The 20,424-nt window shown below is 55.1% G+C and carries 20 protein-coding genes; 14 read left to right on the top strand and 6 right to left on the bottom strand.

Going from position 1 to position 20,424, the window contains the following annotated elements; genetic code table 11:
• The first annotated feature begins 294 nt into the window (after positions 1 to 294).
• The 4 genes from AC0L6S_RS19985 to AC0L6S_RS19970 all read left to right on the top strand — a co-directional run bounded on the left by AC0L6S_RS19985 (position 295) and on the right by AC0L6S_RS19970 (position 2,713).
• Entirely contained in the window at positions 295 to 1,119 is an 825-nt protein-coding gene (locus AC0L6S_RS19985; protein ID WP_473425881.1) for an enoyl-CoA hydratase/isomerase family protein, read from the top strand.
• A 516-nt stretch (positions 1,120 to 1,635) separates the two neighbouring features.
• Positions 1,636 to 2,013 carry a glutaredoxin family protein gene (locus tag AC0L6S_RS19980; protein ID WP_473425880.1) on the top strand — a complete coding sequence of 126 codons (378 nt, stop codon included), beginning with the start codon at positions 1,636 to 1,638 and terminating at the stop codon, positions 2,011 to 2,013.
• A gap of 26 nt (positions 2,014 to 2,039) precedes the next feature.
• Positions 2,040 to 2,495 carry a thioesterase family protein gene (locus AC0L6S_RS19975; protein WP_473425879.1) on the top strand — a complete coding sequence of 152 codons (456 nt, stop codon included), beginning with the start codon at positions 2,040 to 2,042 and terminating at the stop codon, positions 2,493 to 2,495.
• A gap of 8 nt (positions 2,496 to 2,503) precedes the next feature.
• Complete coding sequence (locus AC0L6S_RS19970) at positions 2,504 to 2,713, top strand: DUF3820 family protein (protein ID WP_473425878.1); 210 nt, start codon at positions 2,504 to 2,506, stop codon at positions 2,711 to 2,713.
• Between the two features lie 75 nt (positions 2,714 to 2,788).
• Here the strand turns inward: AC0L6S_RS19970 and AC0L6S_RS19965 are convergent, their stop codons facing one another.
• Positions 2,789 to 3,910, bottom strand: a complete 1,122-nt coding sequence (locus AC0L6S_RS19965) for a DUF1214 domain-containing protein (protein ID WP_473425877.1) — start codon at positions 3,908 to 3,910, stop codon at positions 2,789 to 2,791.
• A 321-nt stretch (positions 3,911 to 4,231) separates the two neighbouring features.
• Between AC0L6S_RS19965 and AC0L6S_RS19960 the strand changes: the two genes are divergently transcribed.
• The 4 genes from AC0L6S_RS19960 (at position 4,232) to AC0L6S_RS19945 (ending at position 9,587) form a co-directional block, all read left to right on the top strand.
• Positions 4,232 to 4,663: an MAPEG family protein gene (locus AC0L6S_RS19960; protein WP_473425876.1), complete on the top strand. Its 432-nt coding sequence runs from the start codon at positions 4,232 to 4,234 to the stop codon at positions 4,661 to 4,663.
• A gap of 261 nt (positions 4,664 to 4,924) precedes the next feature.
• Positions 4,925 to 7,087 carry a right-handed parallel beta-helix repeat-containing protein gene (locus AC0L6S_RS19955; RefSeq protein ID WP_473425875.1) on the top strand — a complete coding sequence of 721 codons (2,163 nt, stop codon included), beginning with the start codon at positions 4,925 to 4,927 and terminating at the stop codon, positions 7,085 to 7,087.
• Between the two features lie 221 nt (positions 7,088 to 7,308).
• Complete coding sequence (locus AC0L6S_RS19950) at positions 7,309 to 8,859, top strand: AbgT family transporter (RefSeq protein WP_473425874.1); 1,551 nt, start codon at positions 7,309 to 7,311, stop codon at positions 8,857 to 8,859.
• A 38-nt stretch (positions 8,860 to 8,897) separates the two neighbouring features.
• Positions 8,898 to 9,587: a zinc metallopeptidase gene (locus tag AC0L6S_RS19945; RefSeq protein WP_473425873.1), complete on the top strand. Its 690-nt coding sequence runs from the start codon at positions 8,898 to 8,900 to the stop codon at positions 9,585 to 9,587.
• Positions 9,588 to 9,696: 109 nt separating this feature from the next.
• Here AC0L6S_RS19945 and AC0L6S_RS19940 read toward each other — a convergent pair whose 3' ends face one another.
• Together AC0L6S_RS19940 and AC0L6S_RS19935 are read right to left on the bottom strand one after the other, a co-directional pair.
• Positions 9,697 to 10,341 carry a flavin reductase family protein gene (locus AC0L6S_RS19940; RefSeq protein ID WP_473425872.1) on the bottom strand — a complete coding sequence of 215 codons (645 nt, stop codon included), beginning with the start codon at positions 10,339 to 10,341 and terminating at the stop codon, positions 9,697 to 9,699.
• A gap of 75 nt (positions 10,342 to 10,416) precedes the next feature.
• Positions 10,417 to 11,730, bottom strand: coding sequence for a sigma-70 family RNA polymerase sigma factor (locus AC0L6S_RS19935; protein WP_473425871.1), 1,314 nt, complete (start codon positions 11,728 to 11,730; stop codon positions 10,417 to 10,419).
• Between the two features lie 448 nt (positions 11,731 to 12,178).
• Between AC0L6S_RS19935 and AC0L6S_RS19930 the strand changes: the two genes are divergently transcribed.
• Positions 12,179 to 12,433 (top strand): DUF4404 family protein, encoded by a 255-nt coding sequence (locus AC0L6S_RS19930; protein ID WP_473425870.1) that lies wholly within the window; start codon positions 12,179 to 12,181, stop codon positions 12,431 to 12,433.
• Between the two features lie 18 nt (positions 12,434 to 12,451).
• Here AC0L6S_RS19930 and AC0L6S_RS19925 read toward each other — a convergent pair whose 3' ends face one another.
• Both AC0L6S_RS19925 and AC0L6S_RS19920 read right to left on the bottom strand, forming a co-directional pair.
• Entirely contained in the window at positions 12,452 to 13,423 is a 972-nt protein-coding gene (locus AC0L6S_RS19925) for an MBL fold metallo-hydrolase (RefSeq protein WP_473425869.1), read from the bottom strand.
• Positions 13,416 to 14,006 (bottom strand): carboxymuconolactone decarboxylase family protein, encoded by a 591-nt coding sequence (locus AC0L6S_RS19920; RefSeq protein WP_473425868.1) that lies wholly within the window; start codon positions 14,004 to 14,006, stop codon positions 13,416 to 13,418. Before AC0L6S_RS19920 ends, AC0L6S_RS19925 begins: the two co-directional genes overlap by 8 nt.
• Before the next feature lie 134 nt (positions 14,007 to 14,140).
• On the opposite strand from AC0L6S_RS19920, the gene AC0L6S_RS19915 reads away from it, so the two are divergent.
• The 5 genes from AC0L6S_RS19915 to AC0L6S_RS19895 all read left to right on the top strand — a co-directional run bounded on the left by AC0L6S_RS19915 (position 14,141) and on the right by AC0L6S_RS19895 (position 18,060).
• Entirely contained in the window at positions 14,141 to 15,106 is a 966-nt protein-coding gene (locus tag AC0L6S_RS19915) for a fumarylacetoacetate hydrolase family protein (RefSeq protein WP_473425867.1), read from the top strand.
• A gap of 8 nt (positions 15,107 to 15,114) precedes the next feature.
• Complete coding sequence (locus AC0L6S_RS19910; protein ID WP_473425866.1) at positions 15,115 to 15,780, top strand: TetR/AcrR family transcriptional regulator; 666 nt, start codon at positions 15,115 to 15,117, stop codon at positions 15,778 to 15,780.
• 240 nt (positions 15,781 to 16,020) lie between these two features.
• Entirely contained in the window at positions 16,021 to 16,470 is a 450-nt protein-coding gene (locus AC0L6S_RS19905; protein WP_473425865.1) for a hypothetical protein, read from the top strand.
• 223 nt (positions 16,471 to 16,693) lie between these two features.
• Entirely contained in the window at positions 16,694 to 17,050 is a 357-nt protein-coding gene (locus AC0L6S_RS19900) for a DUF6164 family protein (protein ID WP_473425864.1), read from the top strand.
• A gap of 209 nt (positions 17,051 to 17,259) precedes the next feature.
• Entirely contained in the window at positions 17,260 to 18,060 is an 801-nt protein-coding gene (locus AC0L6S_RS19895; RefSeq protein ID WP_159168060.1) for an SDR family NAD(P)-dependent oxidoreductase, read from the top strand.
• Between the two features lie 77 nt (positions 18,061 to 18,137).
• On the opposite strand, the gene AC0L6S_RS19890 is transcribed toward AC0L6S_RS19895, so the two are convergent.
• Positions 18,138 to 20,399 carry a TonB-dependent receptor gene (locus AC0L6S_RS19890; protein WP_473425863.1) on the bottom strand — a complete coding sequence of 754 codons (2,262 nt, stop codon included), beginning with the start codon at positions 20,397 to 20,399 and terminating at the stop codon, positions 18,138 to 18,140.
• Positions 20,400 to 20,424 lie beyond the last annotated feature (25 nt).

Below are 20,424 nucleotides of genomic sequence, written 5' to 3'. Positions count from 1 at the left end.
CTTTCGGTGTTCTCAATGCAAAGAACCGACTTCGTGGTTTTTGCCATTGGCTGACATTCGGTTTGTATCGAATACCAAATTGGCTTGGGAACCGCAGTGGACGAGCAATGCCCCAGGCCGTATCCATAGTTCCTGGGCGCGATGCAGATTCAGTGCAGAACTGCCTATCTATATACCCTATACTTAACCTCCTCGGGCGATGGTCTGGGAAAAAGCCTGCGCCTACCCTACTGGAAAACCTGACCAGGACATAGATTCGACTCGCCCGGCACATCTACATCAGGAGAACATCCAATGCCAAACGCCCGTACCCATCAATTCGAAACGCTGTTGCTGGAGGAACGCGGCCCGGTGGACTGGCTGACGCTGAATCGTCCCGACTCACTCAATGCCCTGAACCCAACCATGGTGTCGGAGCTCAGATCCTATTTTCGCGACCTCGCTGACCGCCAGGATCGCCGCATCGTGGTACTGAAAGCAGCTGGGCGTGCATTCTGCGCCGGTCTGGATCTCAAGGCGATCGACAAGCCCAAGGAGTCTCTCTCCATGGCCAGCGTGCAGGGAGGCTTGATCTCGCAGCGCAACATCGCGGAGATTTATCTCGCCATGCGCCGCTGCCCACAACCCATCATCTCCCTGATCAACGGCGCCGCGTGTGGCGGTGGGTTTTCGCTCGCCATGGCGTCCGATATCCGAATTGCGGACACTACCGCGAGAATGAACTGCGCCTATATCCGTATTGGCCTCGGCGGGTGCGACATGGGCTCATCCTATTTTTTGCCAAGATTGGTGGGCGCATCACTGGCGTCGGAACTGATTCTCACTGGCAAGTTCATCAGTGCAGAACGAGCACTGGCTGTTGGCCTGGTATCGCAGCTCGCTGAACCGGGGCAGCTGGAGGCTGCCGCAGAAGAGGACATTCAGATGATGCTGACCAATTCACCACTGGGCTTGCGACTGTCAAAAGAAGCACTGAATATTAATATCGACATAGGCAGCCTGGAGGCAGCCATTGCGCTGGAAGATCGCAACCAGATTCTCTGTTCTCAAACCGCCGACACGCAAGAGGCAATGCTGGCCTTCATGGAGCGGCGCACGCCCGTCTATAACGACAATTGATAAAGCGGTTGAAATCAGGTTGGCCGGCTTTTCCAAAATTCTTCCATCACACATTGACCAATTAGGGCAACGAGAACGGCTAACTATCCATTTCGCTCCTGCACTCTGCAGCCATCAACGGATCACGCTGCTCAGCGACGCTGGGACGAGACAGCAACATCTTGCGACCAAGAGAGCACAGCTACTAAAGCGCCTGTGTCTCAGAGGTGTACGAATAAGCCGTGACGACATCGCTATGTCCCCGTGGGCCTTATTCTGAAGAGGGTAGACCGGAAAGGGACGAAAATATTCATTACTCTCCTTCAACTTTCAGCCCAAGTTCGGTACCCTCGTCGCGCCGCTAAAGCTGCAGGCCGAAGGCCCAGCTGATCCAGCCAAATCCTTCGAACCCTATCATTATTTATAGTTTTCATGGGGTTATCGCTGCGCTGAGCAAGCGATTCCTCCGGGGAACACCGATGACACCCAACATCGTGACGACGGCGACTCAATCACGACAACTCACTGGAATACACTATGGCCATCATCCGCTTCATTCTCGGCAGACTCATTTTATTCTACGACTGGGTTTTTCCACCCGGGAGCGTCAAGCGGGATCTCGCACAGCAGGCACAGATTGACCTGCAGACCGCCAACCTCACCCTGTACCAGTACGCGGCCTGCCCGTTCTGTGTAAAAGTGCGTCGGTCAATGAAGCGTAAGGCGCTGAAGATAGATACCCGGGACGTGAAGCGGGTATTAGATGCACGCGAAGAACTGCTGGTCGGCGGAGGCGTGCTCAAGGTACCTTGCCTGCGCATCGACGATGACGAGGGGAAAACGCAGTGGATGTATGAGTCCAGTGACATCATCGACTACCTGTCCGAGCGCTTTCCCGTTCCCGCTCAACCCTGAACCTATCAAACACCAAAGCGATATCCATGACCCGAAAGACCATAGCACTGCCACCGACGTTTATTTTCTCCAGCCAATACAGGGTTCTATATTCAGATGTGAACTCCGTCAATCACCTCGGCGCCGACCGGGTGCTCCCCATCGCGATGGAAACCCAGCTGCGATTCATCAACCATCTGGGCTATGACAACGCCACATCATTCGAGGACGCAGGCCTGATCATGGGCTATTCAGAAGTGCAGTACCTGGCCGAGGCGAAATACGGTGACGAGCTATTGGTTGAGCTGGCAATGAGTAATTTGCGCGAGAAGAGCTTCGAGCTGGTTTACCGCATCAGCAACCAGAGTAGGGATTGCGAGATGGCTCGGGTGGTGACGACACTGTTATTCTTCGATTATCAGAAGAGCTGCGTGGTCCCTGTGCCCGAGGCTTTTCTCGACAAGGTTAATGTGACTGCGGCACAATCAGCGAAGGAGGCCTGATACACTGCATGGATAGCGACGATCTGTTAGAAGCCATCAATCAGGTGATGCCCTACGGCAAGTACAAGGGCAGGCAACTGCTCGACCTTCCTGAGCCCTATTTGGTCTGGTATCACAGCAAGGGGTTTCCCAAGGGGAAATTGGGTACGCAACTCGCCCTGATTTATGAGGTGAAGCTGAATGGCTTGGAGGGGATGCTCAGGCGTTATCAGCGGTGAGGGTTGTATTACCTCTCAACACTACCCACGTCAATTTCGCTAAAACCCTGAGCGCTGTCGGTAACGGTGCCTTTCCTATTCCGCCTGCAGTTCAGCGAACTTCACTACGCGACAATCTACCGGCGGGTGCGTATCGGCCTCCACCCAGCGCCACAGCATCCCACCCTGATCATGGCCGGTAGTCGTCAGCCAGTTGGGGAAGCCGGCGCCCGGATCAGTGTGGGCGACGACCACGGTGACAGACCCATCACGGTTATAGGCCGCTGTGTGTTTGTTCACGCTGATGCGATGGTAGCGGTAGTCCAGCGATTCCATCCAGTAGTTGGACAGTTGAAAGTTCCAGGTTTTGCAGTTTGGCACCTCGCGCGCGTGGATCAGTAGCGCCTCGTCCGGTGCCAGCTTCCAGTAACTTTGCAGGTAGTGAATGGCAGCGTCCCCGCCGGCGCGCTGGCAGCGTGCCTGATCATCGGAGGGGAGTGCGTTGATATGGGTACTGTAGCGGTCCATCCACCGAGCAAACATGCCTGCGGTATTCTTGACGAACCCGGCGCTGCGCAACAATTGTCCGGCGAAGGCCGCCGGGTCGAGGCTGTCGTCGCCCCGGGCGCTGATACACTCGATGGAATAGGTGGCGGCGATCTCCTTGCTGCGATCGCCAAAGGTCTGTCGCACGATCAGGCTCTCACTGTCCTCGCTCATGGGTAGCCAGTTGCCGGTGTGGGGTCGGCTGCTGAGTATGATCTCAAAATCACCATTGTCATCTAGCTCCAGATCAGCTGCATCCAGTTGCCCGGTGGGCTCCATGGAACCTGTGGTGGCGTAGCTGCCGGCCTTGGTGCCAAAGCTCAGGTAGTCGACTGTGCCGCGGTTGCCTTTGAGTTTGTACTCCAGCGTGCCGTCCACATTGGCGTTGTGGTAGATATTGTCCGGGTTGTCGTTGCCGATCTTGATGGTCTCATTGGCCAGTTGGAAAAAGCGCGGGAAACGCGGGTCGCTGGACTCCACATAGCTATCGAGCCCCGCGCGCAGCAACCGGGTGAGGTAGCGAAAGCCTTCCGCACGATTGAACAGGTCTGGCGGTGTTTGCGCACGCAGGACGACGTCGCCGGCTGCTTTCAGTTCATCACAGAACTCGGCCCAAAGGCTGCCATCCAGAATGCCCTGCTGGTCTAACTTCTCGCTACTGCTATCAGACATCGTCGAATATCCCTGTGGTGGATTGATCATCCATGATAACCAAAGTTATTCGCGATGGCATAACGGAGTGAGCGGGCTCAGGCGCTGGCTTTGATGGGACAAGAAATTCGGCCAATGGCATTGAAGCGAGCCGATACCAAGATATTGTCTGCCATTGAGGCGCGCCAGCTCCATCCCTGCGAGCCGGCCCGGTTGCTGATAGAGTCAGTCTGAGAATGGTTAAAGCTGGGGCCCAGTTATAGACACTATTTCAAATCCCAGCTTAAATAGGCACACAGAAAACTGGGTAGACTCTAAATTGATCGACTGAGGGTACACGCGATGAATATCCTGGAGAACACAGCTATCCTGCTGCCGGTAGCGGTACTGATCTGCTGGACGCTGGCGATGCTGGTCTGGCTGGCAATCACCCGACTGCCAACCATGAGTAAATTGAAGATGCACCCGCAGAAGTATCCGCGCACCCAGGACCTCGGCACAGCGCTGCCTGCGCAGGTGCAGTGGAAAGCGGACAACTACAATCACTTGATGGAGCAGCCGACCCTATTTTACGCCACCGTATTTTTGCTGGTGCTGATCGGACAGGGCAGCGGACTGAATGTCACACTGGCATGGGCTTATGTCATATTACGTATCATCCATAGCTTGGTGCACGCCACTGTCAATAACGTGCTGGTGCGTTTTACGCTGTTTCTCATCAGCAGTATTGTACTCACCGTCATGATCGTCAGAGGCCTGCTTGCGATGCTTTGAAACACAGTTGATTTTGTTAAAGATCACCCAAGCGATATCAGGAATCGGGGGATACGCATATCTGGCGGATTATCGCGCGAGACGCATAGTAATCTTATGCAGTGCGTCAGCGAGATGACAGTAGAAGCGAGAAGCCGGTACGCGGTTATTTGAAAGCTTTTGTTTCCTGACAAAAGCACGAAAGAGTAAACGTAGAAATAAATGCGTCCCATTTTTCCATCAGTAAACTGGCCCTTTCCTTCAAGCGTGTGAAACCGTTTTATGATGATATTGCAAAATTCCAGGGAACGGCTATATGGCTGTTCAATTATTGTCGCGATGCTGTCGTTGGTGTTACTGCCTGGCTGTAGTGATTCCAGCAACACCCATGGCGGCGGGGTTGAATACTGGGTGTCAACTGACGGCGACAGCGGCGCCACCGGTAGTGCGGATGATCCCTTTCTAACACTCGCTCAAGCGCGAAACACTGTGCGCACTCTCTCTGCGGAGCAAAGGTGCCAGGGGGTGACCATCCATATCCGTGGAGGGGTCTACACGCTCACTGAACCGCTGGTACTTGATGGGCGCGACAGCGGCTGTGTCGACAGGCCCATCACCTACCGCGCGGCATCGAGCGAGGAGGTAATCATTTCCGGCGGGAAGCACATAGACGGCTGGATCCTACACGACCAGACACTGGGTATCTACAAAGCGCCGGTCGATGTCCAGCACTCGCGACAACTGTATGTGAACGGACGCCGCGCAACCCGGGCACAAACGTCGCCCTACCCCTCGGGATTCCGACCGGCTTTTTACTATGCCGATGGGGTAGCGCAACCCGAGGGTATTGAGTTTATTCCCACTGAGCTCAACCCAGCGCACTGGAACGACCCGTCCAGCTGGACTAATGTTGAAGATATTGAGGCTGTGCTCATCACCCAGTGGAAAATGATGACCGTGCCACTGCAATCGGTCATCCCCTATCCGACACACACCACGCCGCCGGTATTTCTCCCCGCGCCCGAGCTGCCTGCGGGCGGCCAGACAGGGCTTATCACGTTGCAGGAACCCGCCTGGAGTAACGCCAATTCGTTTGTGGCCAAGCCAGCGGACCAGCCCGGCCTGTGGAGTTTCTGGGAAGTGACCCGCTTTGAGAATGCCTACCAGTTTCTGGATGAACCGGGCGAGTGGTATCTGGATAGTCGGGAGGGTGTCGTGTGCTACATTCCCCGTGAGGATGAAGATATCTATACTGCGGCGGTGCAGCTGCCGGTGCTGGAATCGCTGATCGAGGGCGCTGGGGATGAGGACGAGCCACTCTCTCATCTGGTGTTCGAGGGGCTTACCTTCGCCTATGTAACCTGGCTCGGGCCGAGTAGCGACAACGGGTATGTCAGTGACCAGAGCGGCTTTCATCTGGTAGGGCCGGGGCACACGCCAAACACTATCGGGCATGTGCAGGATGTGACTCGTACGCCCGGCAGTATACGCTTTCGCTATGCCCACAACATTCGCTTCCAAAACAACCGCTTCCAGCACCTCGGTGCCGTAGGGCTCGATTTCAATACAGGCAGCCAGCAAAATACCGTGCAGGACAATATGTTTACCGACATCTCCTCGGCAGCCATCCAGCTCGGTGGGACAAGCCCCATCGACAGCCACCCGCAGATGGAATCACAGTTCACTCAGGACAATGTCATTTCGGGAAATCACATCGACAATGTAGGGCGCGAGTTTGTCGATGCCGCCGGTATCTATGTCGGCTTCACACGGCGCACGCTGATCAGCCAGAACACCATCTCGGATGTTCCCTGGACAGGTATCGCCATAGGCTGGGGCTGGGGACTGCTGGACCCCGGCATGTTTCCCGGGCTACCCGGAGCCACAAGAGGCCAGTGGGGTGTTTACACTACCTCGACTCAAAACAGTGGCAACCGCATTGTGAATAATCGCATCGAGCGGTTCCTGGGACAGGTCTGGGATGGCGGTGCGATCTATACCACCGGCCAGCAAGGCACCTCCATGGATGACGCCCTGCTGATTGAGGGAAATGTCGCGATTAACAAACGCGCTGCTGCAGGTGGAAATACGTTCTATACCGATGGCGGCAGCCGCTACGTGATCCTGAAAAATAATGTCTCCTACGACAACCCCATAGGATTTCTGGATTTTGGCCCGCCATCGAAAAGCGGCGATCCGCTACCCTACCCGCCCAATGCCGTGTTGGACAAAGGCCACTACGGCAATGAAACCGGCGGCTGCCAGACCTACGGTGACATCGTGTATCAGGAGAACTACCTGGCAGACCTCACGTTTTTCGATATCTGCCCCTTTACGGAAGACGGCATCTCCTATCCCGTTAACCTGAGCTACGAGAACAATCATATTATCCAGGACAAGAGCGAGATTCCCGCAGCGATACTCAACGCAGCGGGGGCCAGATAATCTCTGTACAGGCATTATCTAATACAGGTATCGACAGTATCTTCGATGTCCCGGTGGCTGACATTGAAGCGAGGGTAGAGCCGGACAGCGTAGAGTACGACGCGCGCCGCAGCTGACCGGCGAACGCCAACCCACACTGCCGGGTATTGAGGCAAGCGCGCATTTGTACCTGCGGATACACAAACGTAGACTATTGTCATATTCCTATCGAGGTTCCCAGGATGGCTACATCCAATACACGGCCCGGGCAGCAGGGACGCGGCGCGTTAGCTGCTGTCGAGCGCATCGGCAATGCGCTGCCGGACCCAGCGATGCTCTTCATCGTACTGCTGCTGGCCGTATGGATTTTGTCCTGGCTGATGTCCCAGTTCAGTTATGACCTGATCGACCCCCGCACCCAGGAGCCGCTGGTCATTGTCAATCAATTGTCGGCTGGCGCCATGACACAGTTCCTGTCTTCCATGGTCAGCACCTTCGCCCACTTTCATCCGATAGGTGTCGTGCTGGTGGCAATGATGGGGATTGGCGTTGCCGAGCACACCGGGTTTATCAACAGTGGCCTGCGGGCCATGCTGGGAGTCACTGCGCAGTGGCTACTAACACCTATGATTATTCTCGTCGGAATCGTCAGTCACACGGCGGCAGATGCCGGCTATGTGCTTGTCATCCCGCTGGGAGGCATTATTTTTCATGCGGCAGGCCGACACCCACTAGCCGGTATCGCCGCTGCTTTCGCCGGCGTTTCGGGTGGCTTCTCTGCCAACTTCATACCCTCGGCCATTGATCCTATGCTGCAAGGAATATCGCAGTCAGCAGCCCAGATTATTGCACCGGATGTGACTCTCAATCCGCTCAATAATTTCTTTTTCACTGCTACCTCGTCGGCACTGATCATCGCACTTGGCTGGCTGATTACAGATCGCGTGGTGGAGCCAAGGTTACGCGCGACAGAGATAGACAAGGACATCGCAGGGCCGACCAAAATGAACGCACTTGCACCGCGCGAACGGGCCGCTCTGTTTTACGCGCTGGGCAGCGTGGTCGTCGCGAGCGCCCTGATGGTCTGGTCTGCCTGGCCAGTCGATTCTGCCTGGCGTGGCGCAAATGGTTCACTGACAGAGAGCGGCGCGCCGCTGATGGCATCCATCGTGCCGCTGATCTTTATTCTGTTTCTGTTGCCAGGCGTGGTCTATGGCGTGGCAGCCGGCACGGTGAAAAGTAGCAGCGATATCATCGCCGGGATGACCAAGGCAATGGGCAGTATGGCCTACTATCTGGTCATCATGTTTTTCATCGCGCAGTTTATCTACGCTTTTTCCCAATCTAACCTGGGTGTGCTGTTGGCGCTGGAGGGTGCTGCGGCGCTGCAAACAATGGGTCTGCCGGCACCGCTGACAATCACCGGCATCGTGCTACTCACTGCGCTTCTCAACCTGTTCGTGGGCTCGGCTTCGGCGAAGTGGGCGCTACTGGCCCCCATCTTCGTGCCGATGCTAATGGGGCTAGGCATCTCGCCTGACCTGACACAGGCCGCCTATCGTGTGGGTGACTCAACTACCAACATCATCACACCCTTGATGCCCTATTTTCCATTGGTGGTAGTGTACTGCCAGCGGTATGTAGCAAAGGCTGGTATCGGCACAGTCACCGCAATGATGTTGCCCTATTCCATCACCTTCATCATCGTCTGGACGGCGTTTTTGCTGGCGTACTGGGGGCTTGGCATACCACTGGGGCTGCAGTCTCAATATATCTGGAGCAGCGTCTACTAATGGCAGTGCGCTACCGACATAACAGGCGTACTTAGCGCGTGCTTGCAATTGTCCTCATTGTACTTCTGCTCGTCGTCATTGCGTTGCCTGGCGTGTGGGTGAAGCACGTGCTGAAGAAGTACAGTGAGCCCGCCGATCGGTACCGGCAGCAGGGCTCCGGCGCCGAACTTGCTCGTCACCTGCTGGACCAGCTTGATCTGCAGCAGATTGCCGTTGAAGTAACACCCGCGGGTGACCATTATGATCCACAGGCAAAAGCGGTAAGGCTTACGCAGGATAAATACGATGGCTGCTCACTCACCGCAATCACTGTGGCGGCGCATGAAGTCGGCCACGCCATACAGGATGCTCGCAATGAAGCGCTGTTCCGCAACAGGCAGCGACTGGCAGCGTTTGCCGCACACGGCCAGAAAATCGGCAGCGTGCTCATGATTGCTGCGCCGGTAGTGATGCTGATTACCCGGGCTCCGGGTATGACATTTCTCTTTCTCGGCGCCGCCATTGCATCCATGCTGGTGGGTACACTGGTCCATCTTTCTACATTACCGGTGGAGTTTGACGCCAGTTTTAACAAGGCACTGCCTCTGCTACAGGCCGGGAACTACCTGCACGAGGGCGACCTCCCGCATGCCAACCGCATTCTGCGAGCCGCTGCCCTAACCTATGTCGCAGCTTCCCTGGCGAGTCTGCTCAACCTGGGCCGCTGGTTAGCCGTACTGCGACGCTAGCAACCTCGCAGGGCGGGCATATCAACCGGGCAGAGCAAACGACCACACTAATTCAACACGCGATAACCGGAACCTCCAAGAGGCGAGGTGATTAATCGCTAGCCGTTGGTTAAACCGGATCGCTATTGACCGCTCTCGGCGGCAGGTCGGGCTTTGCATAGGCCATGCGTTTTACGGGAACGGATCTGTAATACGTGTCCAGTCCCGCCAATGCCACGGTGTCAGAACCAGCAAGGTCGAGACTACCGTCCGCGTTGATCTGGGCCTCGGGGACTTCAGACAGCACGATTTCACCGATAAGCAGGTGAGTTCGATTAATAGCCAGTTCCTGGTGTTCGCGCAAACGCAGACCCAGCTTTACCGTCGCTTCAGCCACCATCGGCGCATTGAAATTTGGCTGCCACTGCGGGGTGAGCCCGGTGGCGTCAAATTCAGAAATATCCCGTGGGTAACGAGCAGCTGTCTGATGTGCGGCTTCAATAATGGCAGTGTTCACATGGTTAAGCGTGAAGCAACCAGTATGCAGAACATTGGCCAGCGTGTGTCGATCATCCCCTCCCGGCCTGATCACCAAAGCCAATAGGGGTGGATGGGAGCCAAGGTGCACGGCAGAACTCATGATGGCCAGATTGGTGCCACCACTGGCATCGACAGTACCGACAAGATTGGCCGACTTGAACCCGCTGAGGGAGTTGACGAAGGCCGCGCGCCTGCGCGTGGTCATGGCCGCAATAGCCTCGCTGTCCAGTAGCATAGGAATTCCTCTTGCCTAGTTATGTTTACCGCGTTTATACGGGGGTTGTATGTTTGGTTAGTTTTTCCCACGAACTCAATCGTGTGCGTGATCACCTTGATAATCCCGGAAGGCCTGGGCCACCTTCTCGTCATCGCGGAGTTTTCGCAGTGCTGACGCTTCAAGCTGACGAATGCGCTCGGTAGAGACACTGAGATTGTCGGCCATTTCCCGACGGCTTAGGGGCTGCGAATTGTCCAGCCCCCAGCGCAGCGCGATAACCCTCTGTTCCTGTGGGGTCAAATCTTTCAGGCTCGTCATCAGGCAGCGGTTGAGAGACAGTTGCTCTGCCCTGGCTGCCGGGGGTGAATACGTCCAACCGCTGAGCTTGTCGCCCAGTGTCGGCTCACTGGGGTCGTCATTGACCGTGCTGTCGAGCGAAACCGAAAGATTGCCGATTTGCTGCAGACGCTTGACCTCCTCGGGCTCCATTTGCAGGCGATCAGCCAGCACTTGTACGCCGGCTTCTTCACCGTTGATATTCAGGTACGATAAACGTTCGCGGTACAGTCGGTTAACCTGCTCATTGACTCCGGCGGGTAAGCGCACGATAGCGCGCTGGTCTTCCAGCATCCGGCGCGCTGACTGGTTGATCCAGTTATAGGCGTAAGTGCTGAAGCGGTGGCCCGTTCGGTAGTCAAATTTCTCAGCAGCCCTTATCAACCCAAGCACCCCGCTTTGCACGCGATCCGAATATGGCACTGTCGCACTCTGCAGTTTACCGGCGATGGAAAACACCAGGCGTAGGTTGTGATTCACGAGCGTATCCCGCGCGGCCAAATAGACCCGTATCTGGCGATGCAATGCTTCGCGATGGACCTCGGTGACCCGTGGTTCACAGGTATTGAGTTCAATCGACGCATCCCAGAATTGTCGCCAGTAGCGCAGTGCAGTGGTAATCTCTGCGGCCTCTTTGCTATCCAGCAGCACTTCCGCCAAGCCAGTGACCAGCAGCGGCGTCAGGTTCAATTGCGATAGAGTATGCAGTCCAGCGCTTCGTGCACTGGCGCTGTCGGACTGGGCCAATTGCTTGAGCAGTCTCTTCAAGAGCGCAGCTTTTTTGCCGTCCTTCAACAGTTCATCCTGCTCGCGACGCAAAAGATAGTAGTACTCCTGTTTCTGAAAGTCCTTCAAACTGGGCGGGTGGTTCAGCAGATTACTGACCCAATGCCCTAAAAATCTCCGGCCGCAAGCATCAGCGAGAAAAAATTCCAGCAATGCATCCCGCGCCTGCCATTTTCTCGCGTCGGTATCGTGTTCCTCGATAGAAGTCAGCAGTGGATATTCGCGTGCCCGAGCAAACAACCAGTCCAGCCCTTGGTCATCGTTGGATTGTGAGAGTGAATTCATTACCCTTACCTCTTGTTGCAGAGGTGTATACGCGGAAGGGACCGGTATGGGTCAGAAAAATTGTGCCAGTAGCCTACTATCCTGCCAGCACTTTTCTACGGCCACCAGCGTATCAAAGTGCTGCGATTTTTCGAATGGTCTGTGGGCCACTACAATGCGCTTCAACATTAACGACGGGACCATATAACGCTTCGCACGTTCGAGCCCTTCTAGGCCCGCCATTTCACATACAATCCACAGGACATATGCACTTGGCACCTCCGACTATTCCGTGCAGATAGGTGACACCCAACCCCGTTATGTTGTAATTCATTAGCTTGCCGGCACAAATCGCACCCCATTCGGCGATACCGGCCCCATCCGTTGTTATACTTCTGAACTTGGCCATCGCTATCCTCAGCTACGGCCATCATCGTCGCGCAATCAACCAGTATAGCGGAGCAGCACTATGCCAATCGACAATCTCAAATCCCTGATACAGGATCTACATGACAGCTTTGGTGATGACGCAACCAGCACGCAGCAACAGGCGTTGCTGCAACAACTGCACAATTACGCACACGATATCGATAAGGCGGAACCGACCCCGCCCAGCGTTGTAGAATCTGCGGAAATCCTGCTCGAGGAAGTTGAGGAAGACTACCCGCAAGCAGCGGCTATCGTCCGCCAAGTCATCAATGCACTCAGTAATATGGGCATCTAGAACATGGGCCGCTGGAATTCAGGAGGCCGCGCGCTGGGCACGCCGCACATCGGCCATCAGCTGAAAGGCGTCCAGCGGGCTGGGTGCTAGATCGAGCTGGCCGTCATACTCCCGGTAGAGCGACATCACATTCACCGCGATTCTCTCTGCATCACCCCAACTCGAATAGTCGCCCAATGCAATATCATGGGCCGCTTCGCTGACCGACATTCCAGCGGTATGGCGTTTGCGCGCTTCCTGGTCGATATACCGCAGGTAGTCCTGCACCGCACGCACATTGTCATTCGTTGCAATTGGCCCGTGGCCGGGGACGATAACGTCGGCATTCATCGCGATGATCTTGTCACAGGCCTCAATCCAGTTAGAGACCGGACCCGCCCACATGATCGGGGTTGATTCAATAAACAGAATATCGCCGGTGTAGACCGTTTTCGTATCGGGCACGTGCACCAGCACGTCACCGTTGGTGTGGGCCGGCCCCACTTCAATTAGCTCCACAGTGCGATCACCGACCTGAAGATCCAGCTGGCCAGAAAAGGTTCTGGTCGGCAACCGCTCTTCCACACCGGCAAAATCAAACTGGCCAAAGATATCTATGAAGTAAGTACCCACATCCCCCAGAGACGGTGCCAGCTTCACTATCTCAGCCAGCTCGCTGGCAGAGAGCGCTTCCATTTCTGACAGACTGGCTTTCGAGGAAATAATTTCCGCGTTCTTGCAGCACCCATTCCCATGGGTGTGGTCTCCATTGGCGTGGGTGTTGACCACGGTCCTGATATCCGGCCCAGCCACACCGGCTGCATCCTTCATGATGCGCAACATTTCATCCGTCAGCTGCATATCAAACAGGGTATCGACCAGCAGTGAGGCCTCCCCATCCACGATCAGGCCCGCATTTGACCAGCCCCAGCCACCATCTGGCTGCAGGTAAGCAAACTGACCGTTGCCAATATCTTTAAGGCCCTTGGTATACCTCCATTGTTCAGCCATGCTTACTCGCCATCCATCCGTGTTGTTCAAGATGAGCTTGCGCAAACGCCAGTGGACTTTCCTCCAGCGGCGTTGCCAACGTATCGTTCCAGCGGTTAAGAAAGCCAAAATAGGCGATCACACCGACTATCTCGGTAATCTCGTCTTCTGAGAAGTGCTTTTTCAACTCATCAAACTGTTCGTCACTGGCATCATTAGGGACTGAACCGGCCGATCTCGCCAAAGCCAGTGCTGCTCGCTCGGCTTCTGTAAAAAGGTCGCTGGTTTCGTACTGCCAGATCGCTTCGATTTTTTCTGCCGACACCCCCTGACGCTCGGCACCGTGCGCCGTGTGCGCCTGACAATACCGGCAACCAGCCGCTGCACTGGTGATATGGGCGATCATCTGGCGTAGCCCCGGTGACAGTGATGCTTCTGACCCCAGTAATGCGCCGGAAAGCATCAGAAAACCGGTCAGCAGCTCCGGCTTACGGGCCATGATTTTCAAAGAATTCGGAGTGAAACCCATCGCCGCTTCAGCCAGCGACAACATTTGTTCGTTTTCTCGCAGGACCTCATCGGGGGCAATACTTAGACGTGACATCGCAAATTTCTCCATATAAACCGCCCGCTGGGCGAGTCTGACAGCAATACTAAATCAAATCACTTGTTTTAATCAAATGTTTTATTGATTTGGAAAAGAGGATCGGATATGTTTCCTGCTTTAAGGAGCTTTCTATGAAACTAGTAACTTTCCGCCATCTCGGCCAGCAGCAGGACTGCATAGGCGCGCTCGTCAATGACCAGGTTCTGGAGTTCATCGACGATCAGGGCAATGCAAAATGGCCCTCAATGCTGTCGCTGATTGAGGCAGGCCCCAGCGCCTGGGACGATGCCAACGCACTTGTACAAAGCGCCACCGGGCCATTGCACGCAAGGGATACGGTCACCTTGCGCGCACCGGTCCCCCTGCCGCCGCAATACCGGGATGCCATGGTTTTCCATCAACACATTCGCCAGAGCTTTCCCGCCGGGGCTATCCTGAAGGCAAAGTTCTCCGGAGATCCCGCGGCCATTGCCAGCGCCGAAGCCGCTGCAGCCACTTTCGAAGTCCCGGAGGTCCATCACGAGCTCCCGGTTTATTACAAAGGCAACCGTTTCGCCGTCGGCCACCCGGACCAGACAATTATCTGGCCCCGCTATAGCCTTCTGATGGATTTCGAGCTTGAGCTGGCCTGTGTCATAGGAAAAGGCGGACGCGATATCGCCAAGGCAGATGCCACTGATCACATTTTCGGCTTTATGGTGCTCAATGACCTGTCGGCTCGGGATGCCCAGGCCGCTGAGATGGATGGGCTGCTCGGGCCCGCAAAAGGCAAGGACTTCGACAACGCCAATGTCTTCGGCCCCTGTCTTGTCACCGCCGATGAAATCGGTGATCCGTATGAGCTGAAAATGAAGGCAAGCGTGAATGGTGAAATATGGGGAGAGGGGAATTCCTCGGACATGCACTGGTCCTTTGAGGAACTGATAGAACGTATCAGCCTGGGTGAGACGCTGTATCCGGGCGAAATTATCGGCTCTGGAACAGTCGGTAATGGCTGCGGTCTTGAGCACCAGCGCTTTCTCAATGAAGGCGACGTGATAGAGCTGGAGATTGAAAAGATCGGTATTCTGCGCAACACCATTATCCGGGCGGAGTGACCGCAGCCATGATAGCCACACCTATTGATAACGAAGCGCCAGATGATCGACCAACAAAAGATCGCATTCTGGATGCAGCACTGGTCGTCTTCGCAGAGCAGGGATTTGAGGGCGCCTCGATTCGGAAAATTGTCACCTCGGCCGGCGCAAATGTGGCCGCCGGACACTACTATTTCGGCTCCAAGTACGCACTCTATTCTGCGGTGATAATGCGGTATCTGGAACAACTGAACCAGACCCGTTACGGGGCACTGGACCGATTGGTCGCAGATGCTGACGGCGAGATCATCTCCCTGAAATCATTGATCAGGGCCTTCATCGAGCCGCATATCCGTTTTTCCGCCACCAGATACGGCAGCGCCTATGCCAAACTGATAGCTCGCTTCCTTGTTGAACAACACAGTCTCTCTGCGGAAATCTTCGAAAAAGGCGTCTATCCAATGCGGCGGCGTTTTGCGCCCCATCTGGCGGCGCTTTTCCCCGGCGCTAACGAGCAGCAACTGGACCTCTGCTTTCAGTTCATCGCACTCAACATGTCAGGCGCTGCGTCCCAAAATGCAAACTGGGACGACAACCCGCTGCAGCTAGAGGCGGATATTGAGGCTGCCACGGTCTTTTTGACCGGCGGCATATCTGCACTCGCCAGCCTCTTCGTATCGACACAGACGCGCTGACCTGGCAGTGCCCTCTTGCGGGCACTGGATAGGCGTCTCCTCTGATGAAACGCGCTCGGTATCATTATAAAAATCCTAAGGTAGAATTTTCATCCCGATAACACGGCTCGGCGAGCGCAAGCTGATCCAGTCATCCAGAGGAGACCGAGAAAGAAGAGATAGTCAGAGTCGACTCAAGTCAGGACGCGGCCTGAATACTATTGTAGTGTGTGCGCAACTTATGTTCGATGTGGAGATTCCATGGAACCGGCACTCAAACTCGCCATTGTTTCCTGCGGCATATTCTTTCTCACAGGCCTGCTTACGGGTCTATGGAAATACAGCTGTATCGCCCGCAGCGACACGGCACAGGCACCCGTTTATGTCGATGTCTGCCACCGCGCTTCATTGATGTACAGTTTTGCCTGCCTGGTCCTGGCCAAGTTTGTGGAGCTATCGGTGTGGTCTGCTGTAGTCAATTTCTGGGCCACACTCGCACCGATCGTGTTCTTTGCAGCGGCAGTGTTTGCCTATGCTCTACACGGCTACCTGCGCGACACAGATAATCAGCTTCAGAAACCGCATGTGCTTGGCCGCTCTACCATCCCGAATGCGCAGATGATGGTCTTTATGTGGATGCTGGCTGCCGCAGAGATTGGCGGTTTTGTGGTACTGCTGGCAGGAGCAGTAAAAGGGGTATTCGAGTTTTGAAACCTAACTCGGCAGTACACGCGAGTGCAACGGGCACAAGAGTCTGATAACTTCGCCACAGTCATAGCAGCCTGTTTCGATACTGGCTACTGCGACAACTCGCTAACTTTGATTGGCTTTACCGAGCTGGAGAGTTGCTCAAAAGCCACCACAGCAATAGGTTGACAGCAGGGCGCTCTGGAAGGCCGGAAGGCGTCCCACTCCCACCATCTGGAGCGATGCAATGGCGGTACTCATTTTTCGTTTAAATGGCGTGTCTGATGAGGAAGCGCAGGATGTTCGCGACTTGTTGGCGGACAATGCGCTGGACAGTTATGAGACATCGGCCGGGCGCTGGGGTGTGTCAGTTGCAGGCCTGTGGTTAGTCAATGAAAGTGACAAAACCAAAGCTCGTGGGCTTATCGACGCTTACCAACTTGAGCGTTATCACTATTTTGAACAACTGAAGGCCGATGCGCCGCCTGAAACGTTTGGTGACCGCTTCAAGCGATCACCACTAACTGTGATTTTTTTCAGTCTCCTCAGTGCAACAGTTCTGTTTCTTACGCTATCCCCGTTTATCCGGTTTCTATCTGAGTAGTTGTCAGCAAACGTGCGGGTGGCCAAGCGCTCTGCTGTATATCCAACAATTCGGTGCCCGTGCGTAGCATTGCTCGAGCTTTTTAGTTCAGGCTATGACCCTGTTGATTTTCGACCAATCTTGCAGACTGAACCCAGGGATATATCCAGCGGGAATTTGACTCGTAGTTGGAGTACCCTGTGCTTCAGCTTCTATTTCGGAGACACCCCATGCAAACAACCCTGATCACAGGCGCATCATCTGGCATAGGCGAATCACTGGCTGGACATTTCGCGAAGGGCGGCTCCAACCTCGTCCTGGTGGCACGCTCTGAAGACAAGCTGAAAACGCTGGCCAAGCAGCTTCAAAAGCAGCATTCGGTGAAGGTGTCGGTGCTGCCAGCGGATCTGTCCAAGCGAGGGGCGCCCAAGAAACTGGCGGCCAGCCTGAACGCGCAGAATATCGAACTTGATGTACTGGTGAACTGCGCAGGTGTGCTGGAGCATGGTCATTTTGTAGACAACGGTGCTGCTTCGCATCAGCAGATGATTGATCTCAATATCACCGGGCTGACCTCTATGCTGGATGTGTTTTTGCCGGGCATGGTAAAGCGCGGCGCAGGGCGGGTGCTTAATGTCGCTTCTATTGCCTCATTCCAGCCTGTCCCCAGCCTCGCAGTGTATGCAGCCAGCAAGGCCTATGTACTTTCGCTCACTGAATCACTCTCGGAAGAACTTAAGGGTACCGGGGTCACTATCACGGCGCTGTGCCCCGGGGTTACGGCCACCAATATGCTGAGTTCAGCTCAGCAAAAGAGCGAAGGGCTGAATCTGCCAGGTTTTATTATCGGCGCTGTCGACGAGGTAGCGGAGCAGGGTTATCAGGCTTGCATTAAGGGCGAGGTGATCTGCGTGCCCGGGGCCATCAATCTCGCGGCGACGATGGCGGGACGCGCCACACCCAAGTGGCTGCTGCGTCGGGTCTCCGGATTGGTGGAGCGTTATACTGCCGGCAAGGGTACTGACGAGTAACTTAATCTCATGGACTTGTGCTGCCTGATTGAGTTGAACTCACGCCCCCCTCACTCCCTACCCCTGATCGCCTCACTCTAGAATCGATAATCCACAGTAATCCCAGTCGTCCGTGGCGCGACGAGTGTGAGGTCGTTGTAGTCGTCGCCCTTAGCTCGCTTGCTCACTATGTCGGATTCATCAAACGCATTCTTAACAAATACCCGAGCGGTCCAGTTATCATTGCGGATACCAGCAAAGAGATCTAACTGCGTGTAGTCATCGGTCGAAAGGCGCTTGTCAGGGTCACCGGGAACATCGGCTTTGCCACGATAATTAAACAAGCCATTAACAAACCACTCGCCACCGATTATCTCCAGCGGTTGCCAGTATTCGCTCTGCAACACCCAAGACCACTTGGGCTGACTGCCGGCGGGTTCGCCTTTCGCATCACAGACGTTATAGGGATTGGTGGGACTCAGAGCTGGCTGAGCGGGATCAGTACAGGGTATTACACCATCGGTGAACTCCACGTTGTTCCAGCCCAGAGCAGTGAACACACTCCAGTTCTTTGCAAGTAGCATGGTGAACTCGCCCTCCACCCCGTACTGCTCAGCCTCGTCCACATTCACGTAGACAACATTGATGTCCTCTGGCCCACCAGAGTTGGGACTCCAGTGCGCGAAGCTCGGGTCGACCTGATAATCTTCATAGACAGCGTAGAACGCTGCCAAGGTGTACTGCGCCCGGCCACCCATCAGCATGCCCTTCAAACCTATTTCCCCACTGTCCACGCTTTCTCCCTCAAACGAGAGTAGTTCGCCTCCGACTGAACCGGAGATGTCGAAATTGGCTGCACCCGGTCGGTAGCCCCGATCGTAGGTTGCGTAAAGGTTATAGTCGTCATTGATGGCATACGACACCTTGATCGTACCGGTCCACTCCTCCACCTTCACTCCCGAGTTTGTGACGCAAGGTGGCGCACTGCCATCTGCGCAGGGCACTGCCAGGACTGAGTCAGGCATTGTGGCGCCACCACCGGGCAGCATGTCTGAGCCCAGCCACAATTCTGTGGTTTGGCTGTTGGGAAGCGTGTTATCGAATTTGTTGTAGCGTAAGCCCGCAGTAATAGTGATCGATTCCGTAACGTAGAAATCATTGTGGGTGAAAAATGCCGTAACCTTATCGTCAGTCGGGATAAATATTTCAATCGCCGCCACTAAGCCGGGCCCCGCTGCGAGAACGTTGGCAGTGGCATCGTTCCCCGTCTCTGCGTAATAGGCGCCTATCTGTCCATCCCACCAGTCGAATGGCTGCGCCAGCAGACGCAACTCGTATTGCTGCCCTTCCGTACCTTCGCCGGATACAGCTACTGTCTGCTCGGGCTGCTCCGTGCCATCCTCATCACTGACACTCTCGACCTTGGGCTTGTGATACGCCGCAAAGAAGTTAACTTCGACAGGGCCGGGGTTCCAATCCAGATGCAGCGTGTATAAATCATCTTCTCGTTTGTTCACCTTGTCCGGCGCATCTTGAATAGAGTTTCGATCATTGGCGTCCAGTTGGTATGTGGCAGTACTGGTTATCGATTCCAGCGCCCGATAAGTATCGGAGTTATCCATCTTCATGTAAGTCCATCCCAATCTGCCAGAGAACTCATCGTTGGGCATCCACAGCGCCTTGATCCGGAAACCGCGGCTGTTGATCTTGTTGTTCTCGTCACGGATTACATTATCAAGCCCAGTGTCTCGATCATCCGTTAGCCCCGAGATACGTAGCCCCAACTCGTCCTTGATCAGAGGAATCGACACGCCTCCCTGTATATTATATCCGCTAGGATTCTGGTAGGTACTTGAAATATAGCCGTCAATCTCGCTGAGGTTTGGTTGAGCCGTTTCGATCAACATGGCTCCAGCGGGAGAAGGCTGCCCGTACAGTGTGCCCTGTGGGCCGCGTAGTATCTGCACCCGGGATAAGTCGAACATTTGCTGGTACGCAAACTGGGTCTGAGCACCTCCATACCAGTCATCCACATAGACACCAACGCGCGACGGTACTGTCTGCTGTGTCAGAGTGCCCACGCCACGAATTGCCATGCCTGTATTGGAATCGCCCTCATTGCGCACTTCGACACCGGAAGTTATCTTTCCCAAGTCAGTGGCGTCGAACATGCTGAAGTCCCGGATTTCTTCACCAGTAATCACATTCACCGTCAGGGGCGCTTCGGCGAGGGTCTCTGCTTTTTTCTGCGCCGTTACGATAACCTCTTCCAGCACGAGTTCTTGACCCTGGGCACTGGCAACAGTAAACCCTATAACTGCAATGCCGAGTAAACGAAGGCTGAAGTTCATTCGTGACATGACGGTTCTCCTGGAGTCGCGGGCC

This window comes from Halioglobus sp. D3-4 (genome assembly GCF_055809315.1).
This window is presented reverse-complemented; position numbering and strand designations above follow the sequence as displayed.

Coding starts and splice junctions, on each gene's coding strand:
- AC0L6S_RS19915 (WP_473425867.1), top strand. CDS start 14,141: ATGAAACTAGTAACTTTCCGCCATCTCGGCCAGCAGCAGGACTGCATA.
- AC0L6S_RS19980 (WP_473425880.1), top strand. CDS start 1,636: ATGGCCATCATCCGCTTCATTCTCGGCAGACTCATTTTATTCTACGAC.
- AC0L6S_RS19930 (WP_473425870.1), top strand. CDS start 12,179: ATGCCAATCGACAATCTCAAATCCCTGATACAGGATCTACATGACAGC.
- AC0L6S_RS19890 (WP_473425863.1), bottom strand. CDS start 20,399: ATGTCACGAATGAACTTCAGCCTTCGTTTACTCGGCATTGCAGTTATA.
- AC0L6S_RS19985 (WP_473425881.1), top strand. CDS start 295: ATGCCAAACGCCCGTACCCATCAATTCGAAACGCTGTTGCTGGAGGAA.
- AC0L6S_RS19950 (WP_473425874.1), top strand. CDS start 7,309: ATGGCTACATCCAATACACGGCCCGGGCAGCAGGGACGCGGCGCGTTA.
- AC0L6S_RS19920 (WP_473425868.1), bottom strand. CDS start 14,006: ATGTCACGTCTAAGTATTGCCCCCGATGAGGTCCTGCGAGAAAACGAA.
- AC0L6S_RS19960 (WP_473425876.1), top strand. CDS start 4,232: ATGAATATCCTGGAGAACACAGCTATCCTGCTGCCGGTAGCGGTACTG.
- AC0L6S_RS19895 (WP_159168060.1), top strand. CDS start 17,260: ATGCAAACAACCCTGATCACAGGCGCATCATCTGGCATAGGCGAATCA.
- AC0L6S_RS19965 (WP_473425877.1), bottom strand. CDS start 3,910: ATGTCTGATAGCAGTAGCGAGAAGTTAGACCAGCAGGGCATTCTGGAT.
- AC0L6S_RS19975 (WP_473425879.1), top strand. CDS start 2,040: ATGACCCGAAAGACCATAGCACTGCCACCGACGTTTATTTTCTCCAGC.
- AC0L6S_RS19970 (WP_473425878.1), top strand. CDS start 2,504: ATGGATAGCGACGATCTGTTAGAAGCCATCAATCAGGTGATGCCCTAC.
- AC0L6S_RS19925 (WP_473425869.1), bottom strand. CDS start 13,423: ATGGCTGAACAATGGAGGTATACCAAGGGCCTTAAAGATATTGGCAAC.
- AC0L6S_RS19935 (WP_473425871.1), bottom strand. CDS start 11,730: ATGAATTCACTCTCACAATCCAACGATGACCAAGGGCTGGACTGGTTG.
- AC0L6S_RS19940 (WP_473425872.1), bottom strand. CDS start 10,341: ATGCTACTGGACAGCGAGGCTATTGCGGCCATGACCACGCGCAGGCGC.
- AC0L6S_RS19910 (WP_473425866.1), top strand. CDS start 15,115: ATGATAGCCACACCTATTGATAACGAAGCGCCAGATGATCGACCAACA.
- AC0L6S_RS19955 (WP_473425875.1), top strand. CDS start 4,925: ATGATGATATTGCAAAATTCCAGGGAACGGCTATATGGCTGTTCAATT.
- AC0L6S_RS19905 (WP_473425865.1), top strand. CDS start 16,021: ATGGAACCGGCACTCAAACTCGCCATTGTTTCCTGCGGCATATTCTTT.
- AC0L6S_RS19900 (WP_473425864.1), top strand. CDS start 16,694: ATGGCGGTACTCATTTTTCGTTTAAATGGCGTGTCTGATGAGGAAGCG.